Source organism: Rhodococcus sp. BP-241, assembly GCF_019836145.1.
Taxonomy (GTDB): domain Bacteria; phylum Actinomycetota; class Actinomycetes; order Mycobacteriales; family Mycobacteriaceae; genus Rhodococcoides.
Window position 1 is genome coordinate 478,240 of sequence record NZ_JABUEI010000004.1, and the last position, 19,198, is coordinate 497,437.

At 68.5% G+C, this 19,198-nt stretch carries 16 protein-coding genes; 12 read left to right on the forward strand and 4 right to left on the reverse strand.

Annotation, left to right across the window (positions count from 1 at the left end; genetic code table 11):
* Window positions 1–104: 104 nt before the first annotated feature.
* Window positions 105–524, reverse strand: a complete 420-nt coding sequence (locus HQ308_RS11475; RefSeq protein ID WP_056695695.1) for a DUF5318 domain-containing protein — start codon at window positions 522–524, stop codon at window positions 105–107.
* 138 nt (window positions 525–662) lie between these two features.
* Between HQ308_RS11475 and HQ308_RS11480 the strand changes: the two genes are divergently transcribed.
* From HQ308_RS11480 to HQ308_RS11495, 4 genes are all read left to right on the forward strand, one after another.
* A complete protein-coding gene (locus HQ308_RS11480; RefSeq protein WP_222646437.1) occupies window positions 663–1,460 on the forward strand; it encodes a DUF1707 domain-containing protein in 798 nt (265 codons plus the stop codon).
* A gap of 9 nt (window positions 1,461–1,469) precedes the next feature.
* Complete coding sequence (locus HQ308_RS11485; RefSeq protein WP_222646438.1) at window positions 1,470–2,309, forward strand: DUF1707 domain-containing protein; 840 nt, start codon at window positions 1,470–1,472, stop codon at window positions 2,307–2,309.
* Window positions 2,310–2,436: 127 nt separating this feature from the next.
* Window positions 2,437–3,075: a PadR family transcriptional regulator gene (locus tag HQ308_RS11490; RefSeq protein WP_027506004.1), complete on the forward strand. Its 639-nt coding sequence runs from the start codon at window positions 2,437–2,439 to the stop codon at window positions 3,073–3,075.
* On the forward strand, window positions 3,068–4,159 hold the full coding sequence (locus HQ308_RS11495; protein ID WP_027506003.1) for an inositol-3-phosphate synthase: 1,092 nt from the start codon (window positions 3,068–3,070) through the stop codon (window positions 4,157–4,159). Before HQ308_RS11490 ends, HQ308_RS11495 begins: the two co-directional genes overlap by 8 nt.
* A gap of 67 nt (window positions 4,160–4,226) precedes the next feature.
* On the opposite strand, the gene HQ308_RS11500 is transcribed toward HQ308_RS11495, so the two are convergent.
* Entirely contained in the window at window positions 4,227–4,769 is a 543-nt protein-coding gene (locus HQ308_RS11500) for a hypothetical protein (protein WP_056440918.1), read from the reverse strand.
* A gap of 134 nt (window positions 4,770–4,903) precedes the next feature.
* Here HQ308_RS11500 and HQ308_RS11505 point away from each other — a divergent pair, with 134 nt between their 5' ends.
* The 4 genes from HQ308_RS11505 to HQ308_RS11520 all read left to right on the forward strand — a co-directional run bounded on the left by HQ308_RS11505 (window position 4,904) and on the right by HQ308_RS11520 (window position 10,617).
* Window positions 4,904–8,353 carry a BREX system ATP-binding domain-containing protein gene (locus HQ308_RS11505; RefSeq protein ID WP_222646439.1) on the forward strand — a complete coding sequence of 1,150 codons (3,450 nt, stop codon included), beginning with the start codon at window positions 4,904–4,906 and terminating at the stop codon, window positions 8,351–8,353.
* A 113-nt stretch (window positions 8,354–8,466) separates the two neighbouring features.
* Entirely contained in the window at window positions 8,467–9,282 is an 816-nt protein-coding gene (locus tag HQ308_RS11510; RefSeq protein ID WP_056440912.1) for a DUF2786 domain-containing protein, read from the forward strand.
* On the forward strand, window positions 9,279–9,797 hold the full coding sequence (locus HQ308_RS11515; RefSeq protein WP_056440909.1) for a TIGR04338 family metallohydrolase: 519 nt from the start codon (window positions 9,279–9,281) through the stop codon (window positions 9,795–9,797). The genes HQ308_RS11510 and HQ308_RS11515 overlap by 4 nt, the downstream gene beginning before the upstream one ends.
* Before the next feature lie 52 nt (window positions 9,798–9,849).
* On the forward strand, window positions 9,850–10,617 hold the full coding sequence (locus HQ308_RS11520) for an LLM class F420-dependent oxidoreductase (RefSeq protein ID WP_027505998.1): 768 nt from the start codon (window positions 9,850–9,852) through the stop codon (window positions 10,615–10,617).
* 3 nt (window positions 10,618–10,620) lie between these two features.
* Here HQ308_RS11520 and HQ308_RS11525 read toward each other — a convergent pair whose 3' ends face one another.
* Window positions 10,621–11,985: an ammonium transporter gene (locus HQ308_RS11525; protein ID WP_027505997.1), complete on the reverse strand. Its 1,365-nt coding sequence runs from the start codon at window positions 11,983–11,985 to the stop codon at window positions 10,621–10,623.
* 190 nt (window positions 11,986–12,175) lie between these two features.
* Between HQ308_RS11525 and HQ308_RS11530 the strand changes: the two genes are divergently transcribed.
* The 3 genes from HQ308_RS11530 to fdhA all read left to right on the forward strand — a co-directional run bounded on the left by HQ308_RS11530 (window position 12,176) and on the right by fdhA (window position 16,091).
* Entirely contained in the window at window positions 12,176–13,999 is a 1,824-nt protein-coding gene (locus HQ308_RS11530; protein WP_222632432.1) for an ABC transporter substrate-binding protein/permease, read from the forward strand.
* Window positions 14,000–14,002: 3 nt separating this feature from the next.
* The gene (locus tag HQ308_RS11535; RefSeq protein WP_222646440.1) at window positions 14,003–14,758 is read left to right on the forward strand and encodes an amino acid ABC transporter ATP-binding protein; all 756 of its coding nucleotides are present in this window, start codon (window positions 14,003–14,005) and stop codon (window positions 14,756–14,758) included.
* Between the two features lie 112 nt (window positions 14,759–14,870).
* Window positions 14,871–16,091 carry a formaldehyde dehydrogenase, glutathione-independent gene (gene fdhA / locus HQ308_RS11540; RefSeq protein ID WP_056440903.1) on the forward strand — a complete coding sequence of 407 codons (1,221 nt, stop codon included), beginning with the start codon at window positions 14,871–14,873 and terminating at the stop codon, window positions 16,089–16,091.
* Window positions 16,092–16,137: 46 nt separating this feature from the next.
* Here the strand turns inward: fdhA and HQ308_RS11545 are convergent, their stop codons facing one another.
* The gene (locus HQ308_RS11545) at window positions 16,138–16,968 is read right to left on the reverse strand and encodes an alpha/beta fold hydrolase (protein ID WP_222646441.1); all 831 of its coding nucleotides are present in this window, start codon (window positions 16,966–16,968) and stop codon (window positions 16,138–16,140) included.
* A 153-nt stretch (window positions 16,969–17,121) separates the two neighbouring features.
* On the opposite strand from HQ308_RS11545, the gene HQ308_RS11550 reads away from it, so the two are divergent.
* Window positions 17,122–19,176 carry a PhoX family phosphatase gene (locus tag HQ308_RS11550; protein WP_027505992.1) on the forward strand — a complete coding sequence of 685 codons (2,055 nt, stop codon included), beginning with the start codon at window positions 17,122–17,124 and terminating at the stop codon, window positions 19,174–19,176.
* Window positions 19,177–19,198 lie beyond the last annotated feature (22 nt).

Here is a 19,198-nt window from a genome sequence, read left to right on the forward strand (position 1 = left end):
ACGCACGTGTGACCAGGTGGCGACGGTCACGTGTGCGTCGGGCTCGTTCGACTCGGTTGCGCGGGGGACCACCGACGGACGGTACCGCCGACGACCTGCGTCCGTCACTCACTGGCCGTGCGTCGGCGGGAGGCGGAGCGTGTGCGGGGGCTCTTGGGCGCCGGAACGGCACCCAGGACGTACGACTGCACGAGGTGGTTCCAACTGCAGGTTCGGCAGACCTCGACGACGTGCACGGAGAACTCCTCCTGCGTGCCGGCGAGGCGGGTGAGCTCGTCCGCGGTCCGGGCCGAGCCGTTCATCGTCCCGAGCTTCTCTCCGAACACCCAGGAGACCAGCGTGAGCTGCTCCTTCCGGCAGATGGGGCACGCCACGGTGGACGGCCGACCGTGGAACTTGGCCGCTCGGAGGAGGTAGGGATCGGCGTCGCAGACCTGGGCCATCGCCGTTCGTCCGGAGTAGACCTCGGCGAGCAGCGACTTGCGCTGCAACGCGTAGTCCACCACCTGCCGCTGTGATCTCACGGTGACCAGAGTACGTGCGCCGTCGAGGTGGGGTGGTGCTCGACCCCGTCCCGTGCGCTGGAGCGGAGCCGTGGAGCCGGAGCACTTGAGGGACCCGGTCCACGGGCCTACCATCTGGCGATGCCGACGGTCCGATCTGTGGGTGTCAGAGCGCGTGACCAGGACAGAGTGCACGCGTGCGCCGCGCTGGACCGTGCACTCGCGGACGGCCAGATCGACGCCGAGGAGCACGCCACCCGCATCGCCCTCGCCACCGATGCACGTGCGCTCGAGGACCTCCACGATCTGATCGGCGATCTGCAGGGCACGTCGGACCTGGCTCCGATGGCGTCGCCCGGGGCGGCAGCCGCGGGGCTCTCCCGTCGGGGTCGGCCGAGCGTGCTGAGCGCGGTGATCCGGTGGGCCGTTCTCCTGGTCGTCGCCGCACTCCTGTTCCTCGGTGTCCGCGCCTGTGCGTCCGACGACAGCGCGACCGGCACCTACGGCTCGGCCGGCTACCTCGAACCGCGCGCGATGGACGACATCGTGGCGTCGACGGGCATCCTGCTGGGAACCACCGTCGTCGACGAGCTGATGTTCTACTCCGAGTACGCGCTGCTGAGGGCGCCGAGTCCCGACGATCCGGGCCGGGAGAGGCGTTATCAGTACCGCGACGGCGAGTGGAGACAGTCGGACGACGCGGACAGGGACCGTGAGACGGCGACCGTCGACCTCGCCGACCTGGGCCCCGGCGTGCTCGGCGGGTTGGTTCTGGGCGCCGGCGCGAGCCTGAACATCGCCGAGATCGACTCGCTGTACCTGTTCGTCCGTGACACCGGCGCCGGCCCCGCGATCAGCCTGCACGCGAGCAACGAGGCCGCTAACGAGGACGGATACCTCGAGGCGTCCCTGTCGGGCGACTTCCTCAGCGTCACCCCGTTCGATCCGACCGCGTAGGAGACGACGATGGCGACCGGACAGGATCGACGGCTGCGCGCCCGTGACATCGATCGCGCGGTGGTCGCGACCGCTCTCGACACCGCGTACGCGGACGGGCAGCTGACGTTCGACGAGCACCGGTCACGGGTGGCGGCGGCGAGAACGGCGACGACACTGGGCGATCTCCACGCGTTGGCCGCCGATCTGCAGGCGGACGTACCGCTGCCCGAGGCGGTACGGCCCGCACCCGGACCGTCCCGGCGCCCGGTGATCGTGGGTCTGCTCGTGGTGGTCCTCGTCCTCGGAGTCGCCGTCGTCTTGGCGGTCCGCGGATCCGATGCACCGTCGTCGCCGAGCGTCGCGGCTCCGTCGTCGTCCGTCGGCCCGGGAGCGACGGCCGCGGGCACCGCGACGCCGATCGTCGCGCGACCCTTCGTGTTCGACACCCCGGAGGGCCTGGCCGACTTCCGCGACCGGTGGATCACACGATTCGGCGACCCCGAGGTCACCGAGTTGGTGCTGTACCCGTCGGACGATCGCGCCTCTCTGACGCGCCTCGCCGAGAGCGACCGCGTGCGCGACGTGTCGGTCCGCGGCGGCTTCGAGGAGTCCACCGCCACGAGCCCGAGGGAGACGGACGAGCTGCCCTTCGACCTCACCGCGCTCGACGTCGCGGCACTGGCGGGCCTGATGGCGGGTTCCGCGTCGTTCGTCGAGGTACCGGACGCGTCGGTCACCCACGTGATCGTGCGCAACGAGGGAGTGCCGGAGGTACTGGTCTACGCCGCGGATGCGGACGGCCGCGGTGGATACCTGCAGGCCACCCTGGCCGGTGAGGTCACGCGGGTCAGCCCCCACCGTCCCTGACGGGGCCCGTGTTCATGTTCTCGACAGTTACATGTACCCCCATATATCGGCCCGATACATGTGGCGGCTATAGTGAGCGAGCGTCATCTCGACGCGGACTCGGGTCGGAACAGGAAGGGGACCGCACATGCTCGAACTGGCGATCCTCGGCCTGCTCCTGGAGACACCCATGCACGGTTACGAGCTTCGTAAGCGACTCACCGGACTTCTCGGTGCCTTCCGGGCCTTCTCGTACGGTTCGCTCTACCCCACCTTGCGTCGTATGCAGGCGGACGGGCTCATCGTCGAGAACCCCGGAGTCCAGGGCGCCGTCAAGCGTCGGGCACGTCGTGTCTACGAACTCACGCCGGCCGGCCGAGCTCGGTTCACCGAGCTGGTCGCGGACACGGGTCCGCAGAACTACACAGATGATGGATTCGGCGTACACCTGGCCTTTTTCGGGCGCACCCCCGCTGAGGCGCGGATGCGGATACTCGAAGGTCGGCGTCGCCAGGTCGAGGAGCGCCGTGAGGGGCTCCGCGACGCCATCGGCCGAGCAAGTGGGTCGTTGGACAGGTACACGCGCGGATTGCATCAGCTCGGCCTCGAGTCGAGCGAGCGCGAAGTGCGGTGGCTCAACGAATTGATCGCTGCCGAGGCAATGGCGATCACTTCGGAGAGTCCACCGCCCGCACCCACGACCGACACCTCGGCCGTGGCACACCCGGAGAGCACGTCGGCTCCGGCCACCCGATACGGAAAAGAAGGAGAACCCGACCATGAGTGACAACAGCACTGCGGTGCGCGTGGCCATTGTGGGCGTGGGTAACTGCGCGTCGTCCCTGGTTCAGGGCGTGCAGTACTACAAGGACGCCGACGAGAACACCACCGTTCCCGGCCTCATGCACGTGAAGTTCGGCAAGTACCACGTCCGCGACGTCGAGTTCGTCGCCGCGTTCGACGTGGACGCCAAGAAGGTCGGCTTCGATCTGTCCGAAGCCATCTTCAACAGCGAGAACAACACCATCAAGATCGCCGACGTGCCCCCGAGCGACGTCAGCGTCCAGCGCGGCCCGACACTCGACGGCATCGGCAAGTACTACTCGGAGACCATCGAGATCTCCGACGCGGAGCCGGTCGACGTGGCGCAGGCACTGCGTGACGCGAAGGTCGACGTGCTCGTCTCCTACCTGCCCGTCGGATCCGAAGAAGCCGACAAGTTCTACGCGCAGGCCTGCATCGACGCGAAGGTCGCGTTCGTCAACGCGCTGCCCGTCTTCATCGCGTCCGATCCGGTCTGGGCCAAGAAGTTCACCGACGCCGGTGTGCCCATCGTCGGCGACGACATCAAGAGCCAGGTCGGTGCCACCATCACCCACCGCGTCATGGCCAAGCTGTTCGAGGATCGCGGCGTCCAGCTCGATCGCACGATGCAGCTGAACGTCGGCGGCAACATGGACTTCCTCAACATGCTCGAGCGCACGCGCCTCGAGTCGAAGAAGATCTCGAAGACGCAGGCCGTCACGTCCAACCTGCAGCGTGAGTTCAATGCGAAGGACGTGCACATCGGCCCGTCCGATCACGTCGGCTGGCTCGACGACCGCAAGTGGGCCTACGTCCGCCTCGAGGGTCGCGCGTTCGGTGACGTCCCGCTGAACCTCGAGTACAAGCTCGAGGTCTGGGACTCCCCGAACTCCGCCGGCGTCATCATCGATGCCGTGCGCGCCGCGAAGATCGCTCAGGACCGCGGAATCGGTGGACCTGTCGTGCCCGCGTCCGCGTACCTGATGAAGAGCCCGCCGAAGCAGCTCGCCGACGACATCGCTCGTCAACAGCTCGAGGCGTTCATCATCGGCTCCGACGAGCAGTAGCCACTCGCGAACGTCCCGACGGGGTCGTCACGGTCGATCACTCGGCCGCGGCGACCCCGTCGGCGTCTCACCGGTCGAGCGGGCCGTCGGGGACGCCGAGCAGGTACGACGTGGTGCCGCGGACACCGTCGGACACGAACACCTGGAACGTCTGATCGCAGGTCTCGGTACCGAAGCGGACGACGGCGAGTCGATGATGCGCACCCGTCACGCGCGGCCCCCGCGGAGGAGACGATTCCGTGAGCGGTCGGCGACGTGCGGACGCCGCCGCGTCGTGCTCGTACGTCACGACGGTGCCCTCGGTGGTGACCACGCCGACGGCCGTGATCGGTTCCGTCGCACTCGTGGACAACACCGGCGTGATCACGATCTCCCCCACCTCGTGGTCCCCGTCGGTGACGACGATGGTGAAGCGATCGGAGCCGAAGGACGACGGGTCGTCCTCCCACCGGTCCACGGACGCCGTACGCGAGTAGGTGAACATCCCGTCGGACGCGACGTCCGCAGTACCGCAGGACGGGCCGGAACCCAGTCGGTGGCTCCGCTGTGGGCACAGGGGCGAGGCGACGGACCCCGCCAGCAGGCAGGCCGTGACGGAGGTTCGAGGCATGGGGTCGCTCCTGAGGGTCGTGCGCCGGCCGGGTCGGCCGGATTCTCCTTGACTCACCGTGCCCGACGCGTGCACAAGAAGTGCAAAAGTGCCTGCGTGCGGCGCGAATACGCACAGCTGACTAGACTTGTCCGGTGACGAGTGACTCACCCGCTTCCGTCCGACTCGTCGGTGCCGTCACCGTCGAGCGTGGCTCTCGGGTGGTCGATCCCCGCATCATCGGTGGGCCGCGCTGCGTCGAACTGCTGTCGTATCTGACGCTCAATCGCCATCGAGAGGTCTCGCACGACGAGTTGGCGGACCTGCTCTGGCCCGAGAAGCGGCCGCGCACCTGGAATTCTGTGCTGCGTGGGGTGATCTCGAAGGTGCGGGACGTTCTCGACGCCGCGGACATCGCGGGTACGTCGATCGTGTCCCGTACCGGCATGGTGCGTCTGACTCTTCCGCCGGACACCACGGTCGATCTCGAGGAGATCCGGGACGCGTGCCGGCGCACGGAGGGATCACCCGCGGACCGCGCCCGCGATGCCCGGACGGCGTTGCGTCTGCTCGCCGAACCCGTGCTCGTCGGAGCCAACGGCGCGTGGGCGGACGACGTCCGGCGAGAGTTCGACGACCTGCGGCTCACGGCCCTCGAAGCGGACGCCACCGCGTCGATGGATCTGGGTGCGTTCGAGAACGCCGTGTCCTCCGCGGAGTCCCTGCTGGCAGCCGACCCCCTGCGCGAGAGCGCGTACCGCATCGCCATGCGTGGCTACGTGGCACTGGGCGACCGCGGACAGGCTCTCGGGGCGGCGGCGCGATGCCGAGCGGTGCTGGCGGACCGGCTCGGGGTGAGCCCCTCACGCGAGACCCAGTCGCTGTACCTGGAGTTGTTGGAGGACGACACCGAGACCACCCCACCGCAGCGCGAGGAGCCGCCGGTGGGATCCGCCTTCGTCGGACGCGATGTCGAGATGAGCCGCATCGTCGAGGACCTCGAGGCGGCCGCTGCCGGTCATGGACGGTTTCTCCTGGTCTCGGGTCCGCCGGGGGCAGGGAAGACGTCACTCGCCCGCGCCGTGATGCAGCGTGCCCGCGCCGCCGGGACGGACGTCGTGTCGGGTCGCTGCAGCGAACACTCCACCATCCCGTACGAACCGTTCGTGGAAGCGGTCACCCGCGACCTCGACTCGCGCGGCGTCATCGGAGCGCGTCAGTGGCTGCGGACCAACGGCGCCGACATCCTCGGCATCATCCCCGGGGCCGCACGTCGATTCGGGGACCTCATCCCCCCGCACGTGGACGACGACCGCACAGGGGCGTCCGACGCGGTGCACCGGTGGCTCGTCGGGCCGGCTCGACAGGCCCCGACCCTGCTCGTGATCGACGACCTGCAGTGGGCCTCCGGCACGACGGCCGCCCTGGTCCGCCATCTCGCGCGGTCGACGCAGAACGACCGACTCTGCATCCTCGCCACCGTGCGGGACGAGAACCTCGTGTCCCCGGAACTCCAGGCGACCCTCGACGTCACCCGGTTGTCGGCGGGGTTCCGCGAGATCACCCTGGGCGGACTGTCTCTGGCCGCGGTGCACGACCTCCTCCGCGAGCAGAACTCGACCCTCGACCCCGAGGCCATCGTGGCACGGACCGGTGGCTCCGCCCTGCTGGTCGCGGCCGTCATCGCGGCACACGAGCGCGAACCCGGCGGCTCGCTCCCCTTCACGGTCACGGATGCGGTGCGTCTCGCGAGTCGCGAACTCAGCTGTGACGCAGTCACTCTGCTCGAACTGTGCGCGGTGACCGGGGTGACGGTCTCGCGCCCGCTGCTGCGGGCCGCCTCGACGATCCCGTCCGATCTCCGTTTCGCCGAGACCCTCGACGAACTGCTGGCCGTGAACTTCCTGGTCGCCGGCGACACCGACGACGAGCTGATGATGAGACACGCTCTCGTGCAGTCGACTCTGTACGACGCGATACCCGGGGCGCGGCGAGCGCAGATGCACTCCGACGTGGCTCGGGCCCTGGTCGATCTCGGTGCCGACACCACCGCCGACGAACTCGCGCGCATCGCGTACCACTTCGGCAGGGCGTTGGACTCCGACCGCTCCGAGGCCGCGCTCTACGCGCGGCGTGCCGGCGACGCCGCCTACGCGGTGTCAGCGTACGAGGACGCGGTGGTGGGGTACCGGACCGCCCTTCGGAAGATGGTGCCGCACGGCGACTCCCGCGAGCGGTGCCGACTGCTGATCGACCTCGGCCGGGCGCAGCGCAAGTGCATCGACCGGTCCTACCGGGCCACTCTCTTCGACGCGATCGCCATGGCGCGGAGACTGGGCGACGTCGACCTGCAGGTCGACGCGACGCTGGCGGACACGATCAGTGGTGCGGGCCTGTTCCAGATGTTCGACCCGTTGCCGGAACGACTCGACAGCCTGCACGACGCACTGCACGTCCTCGAGGACTCCGGCCGCGCGAACAGTGCCGCCACGGCCAAGGTTTTGGTTCTGCTGGCCATGGAGCTGAGCTGGACCGATGACTGGAAGGAACGCCGCGACCTTCTCGAACAGGCTGTGACGCTGGCGCATTCGGTGGGAGACCGCAGTGCCCTCGAGGCGGCGCTGCGCGCGATGCTGTGGTGCCTCCTGGTGCCCCAGTGTTGGGATCTGCGCCAAGAGGCGATGACACGTCTCGTCGAGCTGGAGTCGACATCGTCTCGGCGGCATCGCGATCCGTCCGCCGCCACCATCCTGGCCAGGACCCAGCAGGCGTTCGGCGACCTCGGCGGCGCCGACTCGACACTCGCAGCGGTCACCCGGGCCGATCTCGCGGACGACCCCGAGATGACCTGGGCCATGGTGTGTTCCAAGTTCGGCGTGGACGTGTCGGCAGGACGACTGGTGCGCGCGGAGACCGTGCTGGCACGGATCTGCGAGACGCCCGACGCCGCGCTCGGCAGCCACACCTACGGCCGCGAACACACGTCGATCCTCACCCTCCGGACGATGCGCGGAGATCTCCGGCACTTCGCGGATCGGCGCGACGAGATGGCCACGATGTTCGACCTGATCCCGGCGTTCCGCCCGGTCGTGGCGTCCTCGCTCGCCGACGTCGGACGCATGGACGAGGCGCGCGAGCTGATGGACTGGTACGACGAGCAACGGCTCGCGGCGATCGCCCCGGACATGCTCTGGCTGATGTCGATGACCTTCATCGCCCGTGCCGGTGCCACGGTGGGCAACACACTGGTGTGCACCGACGTGTACGAACGGTTGCTGCCCTACGCGGAGCAGACCGTGTCGGTCGCCCCGAGCGTCTTCGGCGTGGTGCACCACCACCTGGCCGACGCGTCCCTGGCCACCGGTCACGTCGAGCGAGCGGGTCGCCATCTGCACGCCGCGCGGCGCCTGCACGTCGCCCGCGGCTTCGAGGGATGGAGCGCGGAGGACGCGTATCTCGGTCTCCGCATCGAGCACGCCCGCACCGGACGGCTCGCGGCCCGCGCTCTGGCGTCGGCCCGCACCCGTGCGGACGTCATCGGAGCCTCGGCGGTCCGGCGGCGCATCGACGCCGTCGCGGCCTTGGTGGAGAACTCCGAGCGCTGACTGCTACTCGCCGACGCGGCCGTCCGCAAGACCCTGCGAGCGCCTGTGGACGGCCGTCCCCGGGGACGCTCGGTGGGCCCGGCTCACGGCTGGTCCGGGCGTACTCTCGGCCCGTGAGTTCAGACAGGATGGTGGCCCGCATCGGTGGGCTTCTGCGTCAGGCCGAGTCCACGGACAATCCCCACGAGGCCGAGGCGTTCATGGAGGCCGCGCAGCGTCTCGCGACCGCCGCCTCGGTCGATCTGGCCGTGGCACGCTCGCACACCGCCTCGCGCGAGAAGCGGGCGACGCCGGTGCAGCGCGTCGTCCACATCGGGGAGCACGGCAAGAAGGGCCTGCGCACCTACGTCCTGCTGTTCGTGGCCATCGCCCGCGCGAACGACGTGCAGTGCGACGTGGCGCAGTCGTCGACGCAGGTCTTCGCGTACGGGTTCGAGAGCGACATCGACACGTGCGAGGCCCTGTACGCGAGCCTGCTCGTGCAGATGGTGCGCGCGAGCGACACGTACATCTCGTCGGGTGCGTACCGGGACGCCACCGTGGACCGTGAGGTCACCGTCGTCCGAGGACGCCGGCGCTATCGCACGGTCGAGCGGGCGCCGCTCGCCGGCGTCACTGCCAGGATCGAGTTCCAGACCGCGTTCGCGCACCGGGTCGGCGAGCGCCTGGCCGCCGTCAAGAAGGAGGCCGAGGCCGAGGCGGTCGCCACGGAAGCTCCCGAGGCCGGCACCGCACTGGTGTTGCGTGACAAGGAGATCGAGCTGCGCGACTTCTACCGGTCCGCTTCCACCGCCCGGGGTACCTGGCGCGGCAGCTCGGGTCGCTCGTACTCGTCGGAGGCTCGGCGAGCCGGAGACCACGCCGGTCGACGTGCACGCCTGGGCAATCAGAGCGAGATCGGCGGCCCCCGAGGACAACTCGAACGGTGACCCGCGACAGCCAGCGCTCCCGCGTCTACGACGCCGAGCATCAGGTCCGCACCATGTTCGACCGCGCGGACGAACGGGGCCTGCGCACCGTCGAGATCCTCGGGTCCACGGTCACCCTGCCGATCGAGCGGCGCTTCGCCTCGCTCGACTCGGTCCAGACCTACGTCGACGGCGTCACCGCTCTGGACTGGGTGCGCAGCGAGTGGCCACGCGCGGCGGTCCCGGTACGGGTCCGGGCCCGCTCGGGCGCGGGCGCCGCGCACTACGAGGTCGACACCGCCACCATCGCTGTCCCACTCCACGTACGGGGACGCGCCTGGGCCCTGCGCGAGATGGTGGTGCTGCACGAGATCGCGCACCATCTGGAACCCGGCGATCCGGACGACCACCCCGAACCGGCCCACGGCGGCGCGTTCGTCGATCGCTATCTCACCCTGGTCTCGGAGATCATCGGCGCCGAGGCAGGTTTCGTCCTCCGCGCGACGATGCACTCGTGTGGAGTGCGCATCGGTTGACAGGCCGGGCACCATGGAAGCGACAGCCAGCGCACTCACCGAAGGATCACACATGTCCGTTCGCATCGGAGTTCAGCTTCAGCCCCAACACGCCCCCGATTACGGCCTCATCCGCGACGCGGTGTTGCGGTCCGAGGACGCCGGCGTGGACATCGTCTTCAACTGGGATCACTTCTACCCGTTGTACGGCGACCTCGACGGCGCCCACTTCGAGTGCTGGACGATGCTGGGCGCCTGGGCCGAGCAGACCTCGAACGTCGAGATCGGCGCGCTCGTCACCGGCGGCGGCTACCGCAATCCCGACCTGCTGGCCGACATGGCGCGCACCGTGGACCACATCAGTGGAGGACGGCTGATCCTGGGCATCGGCGCCGGGTGGAACCAGAAGGACTACGACAACTTCGGCTACGACTTCGGCACCGCCGGCTCACGCCTGGCACTGCTCGACGAGAGTCTCGCCCGCATCACCTCGCGTCTCGCCGTCGGCAATCCGGCGCCCACTCGCCACATCCCGATTCTCATCGGCGGTGGCGGTGAGAAGAAGACGCTCAAGATGGTCGCCCGCTACGCCGACGTCTGGCACAGCTTCGCCGACCTGGACGCGCTGAAGCACAAGTCCGAGGTCCTGGCCGGACACGGTGAGACCGTCGGCCGCGACGTGTCGCAGATCGAGCGATCGGTGGCGTGGCCGGGCGCGGACGACGCGCAGGCCTTCGTCGACGCCGGAGCCACCCTCTTCACCGTCGGCGTCAACGGCCCCGACTACGACCTCACCGAGCTGACCGGCGCGATCTCCTGGGCGCGGTCGCACCAGGGTTGACAGTCAGCCGGACTGCTTTCCGAACAGCCCCGAGCTGCCGTGTCCGCCGTGCGAGGAGGCGAACTCGTACGCGGACTCGGCATGCTCGTGTTCGTCGATGCCGTCCGTCTCGTGCTGCGGATCCGCTCTGATCCCGATGGTCAGCTTCAGCACCGTGGCGATGGCCGCGGTGACCAGGAACGCATAGGCGAGAACGACGACGACGGCGACCACCTGTCGACCGAGCTGCGTGACGCCACCGCCGTAGAACAGGCCGTCGACACCGGGCGGCATGTCGCTGCTCGCGAGGAGGCCGATCATGAGCGTGCCGACGATGCCACCGACCAGGTGCACTCCGACCACGTCGAGCGAGTCGTCGTACCGGAAGCGGTACTTGAGGCCGATCGCCAGGGCGCAGGCGACACCGGCGGCAGCGCCGACGCCCAGAGCGCCGATCGGGGTGACGGCCGTGCACGACGGCGTGATGGCCACCAGACCGGCGACGACACCCGACGCCGCGCCGAAGGATGTGGCCTTCCCGTCGCGGATCTTCTCGACCACCAGCCACGCCACCATCGACATCGCGCCCGCGCCCATCGTGTTGACCAACGCGACCGCGGCGACGCCGTCCGCCGCGAGCGACGATCCGGCGTTGAAGCCGAACCAGCCGAACCACAGCAGCCCGGCACCCACCATGACGGCGGGCAGGTTGTGCGGCCGCATCGCCTCCCGGGGCCACCCACGACGCTTGCCGACGACCAGGGCGAGCGCCAGTCCGGCCGCGCCGGCATTGATCTCCACCGCGGTGCCCCCGGCGAAGTCGATGGCCTTCAGCTGGTTGGCGATCCAGCCCCCGGTCTCCGCCGTGACACCGTCGAACGCGAACACCCAGTGTGCGACGGGGAAGTAGACGAGTGTCGCCCAGAGGCCGGCGAAGATCACCCACGGCATGAAACGCATCCGGTCGGCGACGGCGCCGGACACGAGCGCCACGGTGACCATCGCGAAGCCTGCCTGGAAGGCCACGAAGGCGAGCGCCGGAACGGTTCCCACCAGCGGGATCTCGACCGCGCCGCCCCCTGCTCCGAAGCTGCCGCCGATCAACGAGGTGAGGCCGGCGAACTGCGTCGGGTCCCCGATCCACCCACCGACGCTGTCGTCGCCGAACACCATCGAGTATCCGAACAGGACCCACAGGACCCACACGACCCCGATGGCCGACAGGCTCATCATCATCATGTTCAGCACGCTCTTCACGCGCACCATGCCGCCGTAGAAGAACGCGAGCCCCGGAGTCATCAACAGCACCATCGCGGCACTGGCCAGAACCCACGCCGTGTTGCCGGCATCCGGAGCGCCCGTCAGCGGGTACTCGAGACTGGAGTACATACGAACACCTTCCGTCCCCCGGCGCACACCCTCCAGGCGTCCTGGATAGTCGGTGACGTGCGCCCCGACGGAGACTAGACCCCTGGTCGGAGCGGTCCCCACGGCGATCACCGGCAACAGATCACTGAGCACAACCATTGCGCGTTCGACGTTTCGGTGATCCCGGCACGTGAGCCCTAGTGTTCATCTCATGCTTGCGCACCGCGTGGGACGGAAACTCATCGTCCTCGTCTCCACACTTCTCCTCGCCGTCCTCCTCGCGTCCTGCGGCACCTCGGACGGCGGCTCGTCGGACGGCTCCTCGTCCGCTGCCGCGGCACCGACCGAACTGTGCTCACCTCCCGGTGTGGACAGCGCGTCGTCCACGCCGACCAACTTCGACGCCGCGGCCGCCGCCGCGACCGAGGATCGGTACACGACGCCGTCGGTCACGCCGCTCGATCGCATCGACACCTCGCAGCTCGGACTGATCACGCCCGGCCAGCTCACCGTCGGCACGCTCTCCGACGCGCCGCCGAGCATCTGCGTCGACGGCTCCGGCACCTACACCGGCTACGACAACGAGCTGCTGAAGGCCGTCGCCGCGAAGCTCGGCCTGCAGATCAACTTCTCGGGCACCGAGTTCTCGGGTCTGCTCGCGCAGGTCGCCGGCCGACGCTTCGACGTCGGGTCGTCGTCCATCACCACCACCGACGAGCGGCGCAACACGGTCGGCTTCACCAACGGCTACGATTTCGGCTACTTCTCCCTGGTCGCGAAGGCCGGCGGACCGATCACCGCCTTCGAGAACCTGGGGCCGGACACCCGTATCGGCGTCGTGCAGGGAACGGTGCAGGACGACTACGTCGTCAACACCCTGGGCCTGGACCCGGTGAAGTTCCCCGACTACAACACCGCGTACGCAAATCTCCGCACCGGACAGATCGACGCCTGGGTCGCACCGTCGCAGCAGGCCGAGGGCCTGGTGAAGCCGGAGGACGGCACCGCGATCACGCAGAACACGTTCAGCCTCAACAACTTCGTCGGGTGGGCCGTCGCGCGGGACAACCAGCCGCTGATCGACGCGTTGAACTCCGGCCTCGACGCGATCATCGAGGACGGGACCTGGGCCCAGCTGTACTCCGACTGGGTGCCGCGCGAACTCCCGGAAGGATTCAAGCCCGGTAGCAAGGCAGCGCCGCAGCCCGAGCTTCCCGACTTCGCGGCCATCGCCGCCGAGAACGACGCGAATGCCCCGGCCGCGCAGGCCGTCGCACCGAAGTCGACGTTCGAGCAGCTCGGCGACACGTTCTTCGACTGGAACCTCTACAAGCAGGCGCTGCCGGACCTGCTGAAGACCGGCCTGCCGAACACGCTGATCCTGGCGCTGGCATCGGGCATCATCGGCACGGTTCTCGGCATGCTTCTCGCACTGGCGGGCCTGTCCCGCACCCGCTGGCTGCGCTGGCCGGCACGCGTCTACACCGACATCTTCCGCGGACTGCCCGCCGTCGTGATCATTCTCGTCATCGGTCTCGGCATCGGACCGGTGGTCAGCGGCATCACCGGCAACAACCCGTACTGGCTCGGTGCGGTGGCGTTGTCGCTGCTCGCGGCCGCGTACATCGGCGAGATCTTCCGATCCGGCATCCAGAGCGTCGAGAAGGGGCAGATCGAGGCAGCGCGTGCTCTCGGGTTCAGCTACCGACGCTCGATGCGCCTGGTCGTGGTGCCGCAGGGTGTCCGGCGCGTGCTTCCCGCACTCGTCAACCAGTTCATCTCGCTGATCAAGGACTCGTCGCTGATCTACTTCCTGGGTCTGCTGGCGACGCAGCGCGAACTGTTCGCCGTCGGCCGAGACCTCAACGCGCAGACCGGAAACCTGTCACCCCTGGTGGCGGCCGGACTCGTCTATCTCGCGATGACCGTCCCGCTGACCCACCTGGTCAACTACATCGACAAGCGTCTGCGCGTCGGCAAGGCCGAGCAGACACTCGACCCGGTCGAGCAGGCCATCGTCGTGGAAAGAGGCTGACACATGACCACCGCACCCTCGACCGAGCCGTTGACCGGCGTCTCACTCGCCGGCCGTGACCTGCACCTGTCCTTCGGCACCAACAAGGTCCTGCGCGGCGTCGACATCGACGTCGCCGCAGGAGCCACCACCACTGTCATCGGACCGTCCGGGTCGGGCAAGTCCACGCTCCTGCGCGTGCTCAACCGACTGCACGAGCCCGAGCAGGGCGACATCCTGCTCGACGGACGCTCGGTGCTGAAGGACGATCCAGACGCGCTGCGCCAGCGCATCGGCATGGTGTTCCAGCAGTTCAACCTGTTCCCGCACCGCACCGTCCTCGACAACGTCGCGCTCGGTCCGTGGAAGTTGAAGGGACTGAGCAAGGACGACGCACACGCCGCCGCGCTCGCCCATCTCGACAAGGTGGGCCTGAAGGAGAAAGCGGGCTCGCGCCCCGGCAACCTCTCCGGCGGTCAGCAGCAGCGCGTGGCCATCGCGCGAGCACTCGCCATGGAACCGCAGGTGATGTTCTTCGACGAGGCCACGTCCGCCCTCGACCCGGAGCTCGTCAAGGGCGTGCTCGCCCTCATGGCGGACCTCGCGACCGGCGGCATGACGATGGTCGTCGTCACGCACGAGATGGGCTTCGCCCGCTCGGTGTCCGACCGCGTGCTGTTCATGGACCACGGCAGCGCCGTCGAGGTGGGCCCGCCCGCAGCGCTGTTCGACGACCCGCAGACCGAGCGACTGCAGAGGTTCCTGTCCGAAGTGCTCTGATCCCCGAGCCGCGAATGTGACGCGGCGCACAGCATCTCGCGTACGGTCGAGAGAGATGCCGACATTCGCACTCGAGAATGTCGGCGCTCTACCTCGAACGGGAGCTGAAAACATGGCCGACAACAGAGCCGTCGCCTACGCCGGAGCCGGGAAGGTCGAGGTCGTCGACATCGACTTCCCCAGCTTCACCTTGCAAGACGGGCCCGGCGTGAACCCGGCGAGTGTGGGCCGCGAGTGCCCGCACGGAGTGATCCTGAAGGTGGTGTCCACCAACATCTGCGGCAGCGATCAGCACATGGTTCGCGGCCGCACGACGGCACCCGAGGGCCTGGTGCTCGGGCACGAGATCACGGGCGAGGTCATCGAGGTGGGCCGCGACGTGGAGTTCATCAAGCAGGGTGATCTGTGCTCGGTGCCGTTCAACATCGCGTGCGGTCGCTGCAAGAACTGCAAGGAACGCAAGACCGGCATCTGCCTGAACGTCAATCCTGATCGTCCCGGCGCCGCCTACGGCTACGTCGACATGGGCGGTTGGGTCGGCGGCCAGGCCGAATACGTCATGGTGCCGTACGCGGACTGGAACCTGTTGAAGTTCCCGAACCGAGACCAGGCCATGGAGAAGATCCTCGACCTGACGATGCTGTCGGACATCTTCCCCACCGGCTTCCACGGCTGCGTCACCGCCGGAGTGGGCGTCGGATCGACGGTCTACATCGCCGGCGCCGGTCCGGTCGGGCTCGCCGCCGCAGCCAGTGCGCAACTGCTCGGCGCCGCCGTCGTCATCGTCGGCGACCTCAACGAGAGCCGGCTCGCGCAGGCCCGGAGCTTCGGTTGCGAGACCGTCGACGTCAGCAAGGGCGATCCGAAGGATCAGATCGAGCAGCTGCTCGGGGTGCCGGAAGTCGACTGCGGCGTCGACGCCGTCGGTTTCGAGGCACGCGGTCACGGTGACGGGTCGGCGACGGAAGCGCCTGCCACCGTGCTGAATTCGCTGATGGACATCACGACGGCGGGTGGTTCGCTCGGCATTCCGGGGTTGTACGTCACCGGCGATCCCGGCGCATCCGACGAAGCCGCCAAGGTCGGCGCGTTGTCGCTGAGCCTCGGCACCGGGTGGGCCAAGTCGTTGTCCTTCGCCACCGGACAGTGCCCGACGATGCAGTACCACCGCGGCCTGATGATGGCGATCCTGCACGATCGCGTGCAGATCGCGAAGGCCGTCAACGCACGCGCCATCTCGCTCGAGCAGGCTCCGCAGGGCTACGCCGACTTCGACTCCGGTGAGGCCACGAAGTTCGTGCTCGACCCCCACGGGCTCCTCGGCGCGGCCTGACCGACTCTCGCGAGGTGGGCTGTGGCGCCCACCTCGCGAGTGCGCGTCAGCCCAGGAACGCGAGCAGTTCCTGGTTGAACCGATCCGGGTGCGAGGTGTTGAACCCGTGCGGGCCGCCCTCGACGAGTACCAGGGTGCTGTTCGCGATCGCCTCGTGTGAGCGCTTGCCGCTCACCTCGAACGGAACGATGGCGTCCGCGTCGCCGTGGATGACGAGGGTGGGGACGTCGATCTTCGGCATGTCCTCACGGAAGTCGGTGCGCGCGAACGCCTCGATGCAGCCGAGGATCGCCGGTGTCGACGCTTCGGCCGACATGTCCACCGCGTACTGACGATCCTCCTCCGAGACCTTCAGCTCGCCGTTCGCGCTGAAGAAGTTGGTGGCGAAGCCGTCGAGGAAGGCGTTACGGTCCTCCTCGACGCCGTTCTCGAAACCCGCGATCGTCTCGTCGTCGAGGCCGCCGTCGGGGTTGTCCTCGGACTTGTAGAGGTACGGGGGAACAGCACCGGCGAGGACCGCCTTCGCGATGCGGTCGTTGCCGTACTTCGCGAGGTAGCGCACCACCTCGCCGCCGCCCATGGAGAAACCCACCAGCGTCACGTCCCGCAGGTCGAGCGTCTCCAGCAGGACCGACAGGTCCGCGGCGAACGTGTCGTAGTCGTAACCGGACTCGGGCTGCGACGAGCTGCCGAATCCACGCCGGTCGTACGTGACGACGCGGTGGCCCGCGTCGAGCAGTGCGACGATCTGGGGCTCCCACGACCGCTCGTTGAGCGGCCAGCCGTGGATCAACACCACCGGCGCGCCCTCGCCTCGGTCCTGGTAGTGCAGGTCGATCGGGGCGTCGTTCTCGACTCCCACCGAGAGCATCGGCATGTCGTGCCTCCTTCGTCGCGGTGTCTCCGCGTCGCTCTCGGTCTACCCGGAGCATGCTCCGACGACACACGTTCGCCCACCGTTCACCTTCCTGCACCCGGGGAGTTGCTTACCTTCCCTTTGCCTTTTGCCCGGCACTTCTACGGTCGACCGGTGACCACGATTCCGCTTCCCCTGATCGTCTCCCATCAGCACGACGGCAGCTCCTCGCGGTCGTCGCTGACGTGCAAGTACAAGTGCGGCGACGCCTGCTTCCACGAGGTGCCCAACACGTCGTCGAGCGAGTACTTCGGCGACATCGTCAAGACGGCGATGACGCGCCGCGGCATCCTGCGCGGTAGTGCGATGGCCGTGCTGGCCGTCGGCGCCACCAGCGCCCTCGCCGCGTGCGGCACAGAGGACTCCGGCACCGCCACCACCGCGTCGGCCACCCCGACCCCGGAGCCGCGTGGACTCGACTTCGCCGCCGTCGCGCCCAACACCGAGGACGCGGTCGTCGTCCCGGAGGGGTACGAGCAGGCCGTCGTCATCCGGTGGGGCGACCCGGTGGTCGAGGGTGCGCCTGCCTTCGACTTCGACAACCAGACCTCGGCGGCCCAGGAGAAGCAGTTCGGATTCAACAACGACTTCGCGGGTCTGCTGCCGATCGACGGGTCGTCCACCGAGTACCTGCTGGTGGTCAACCACGAGTACACGACGGAACCGTTCCTCTTCAAGGGGTACGACGCGGAGAACCCCACCGCGGAGCAGGTCGCCATCGGCCTTGCCGCCCATGGTCTCTCGGTGGTCCAGGTGGCCGGTGAGAACGGCTCGGGCAAGCTCACCCCGCAGATGGGCCGCTACAACCGTCGCATCACCGGATCGACCGAGTTCGTCCTCACCGGACCCGCGGCCGGCAGTGACTTCCTCAAGACCTCCGCCGATCCCACCGGCACCAGGGTGTTCGGCACGTTCAACAACTGTTCCGGTGGCGTCACCCCGTGGGGCACCGTGTTGTCCGGCGAGGAGAACATCAACCAGTACTTCGCCAACGCCGAGAGTGTGACCGACCCCGTGGTCGCCGAGCGTCTGGCGCGCTACGGCGTGGAAGGTGCTGCGTCCGAGCGCAAATGGGAGCGATTCGACAAGCGCTTCGATCTGGCGCAGGAGCCGAACGAGGTGAATCGCTTCGGCTGGGTCGTCGAGGTGAACCCGTGGGATCCCACCGCAGCGCCGATCAAGCACACGGCACTCGGCCGGTTCAAGCACGAGGCCGCGACCATCCACGTGACCGACGACGGCACCGTGGTCGCCTACAGCGGTGACGACGAGCGTTTCGACTACATGTACAAGTTCGTCTCCAGCCGGAAGATGATGCAGGGCACCGGCGCTGCGGCACTGCGGTCCAACGTGACGCTTCTCGACGCCGGAACCCTCTACGTCGCGACGCTCTCCGGTGACGCGCCCGACCAGATCGACGGCTCCGGAAAGCTCCCGACGACGGGACAGTTCGCCGGCAAGGGCGAGTGGATCCCGTTGTTGCGTACCGGCGAGGACGGCCGCGGCGAGTCCCTGGTCGACGGCATGTCCGCCGAGGAGGTCGCCGTCTTCACGCGCCTCGCCGGTGACAAGGTCGGCGCCACCAAGATGGACCGGCCGGAGGACTTCGAGCCGAACCCCGTCACCGGCAAGGTGTACGTGGCGCTGACCAACAACTCGAACCGAGGCACCGAGGGCAAGGCCGCCGCCGACGAGGCGAATCCGCGGGACAAGAACAAGAACGGCCAGGTCCTCGAGCTCGACGACGACCACGCCGGGACCAGTTTCACGTGGAACCTTCTGCTCGTCTGTGGCGATCCCGCAGCCGCCGACACCTACTTCGGTGGCTTCGACAAGTCGCAGGTCAGCCCGATCTCGTGCCCGGACAACCTGGCGTTCGACGCCGACGGCAACCTGTGGGTGTCGACGGACGGCAACGCCCTCGACTCCAACGACGGCCTGTTCTCGGTGGTTCTCGACGGTGACCGCCGCGGCCAGACGAAGCAGTTCCTCACCGTGCCGAAGGGCGCCGAGACCTGCGGTCCGATCGTGCAGGAGCAGCGTGTCGTCGTGAGCGTGCAGCACCCGGGCGAGGAGGACGACGCCAGTGCCGACGCCCCCGCCTCGCACTGGCCCGACGGTGGCGACTCGCAGCCCCGCCCGTCGGTCGTCGCGGTGTGGAAGGTCTGACCTTCTCCCTGCCGTCGTGGAC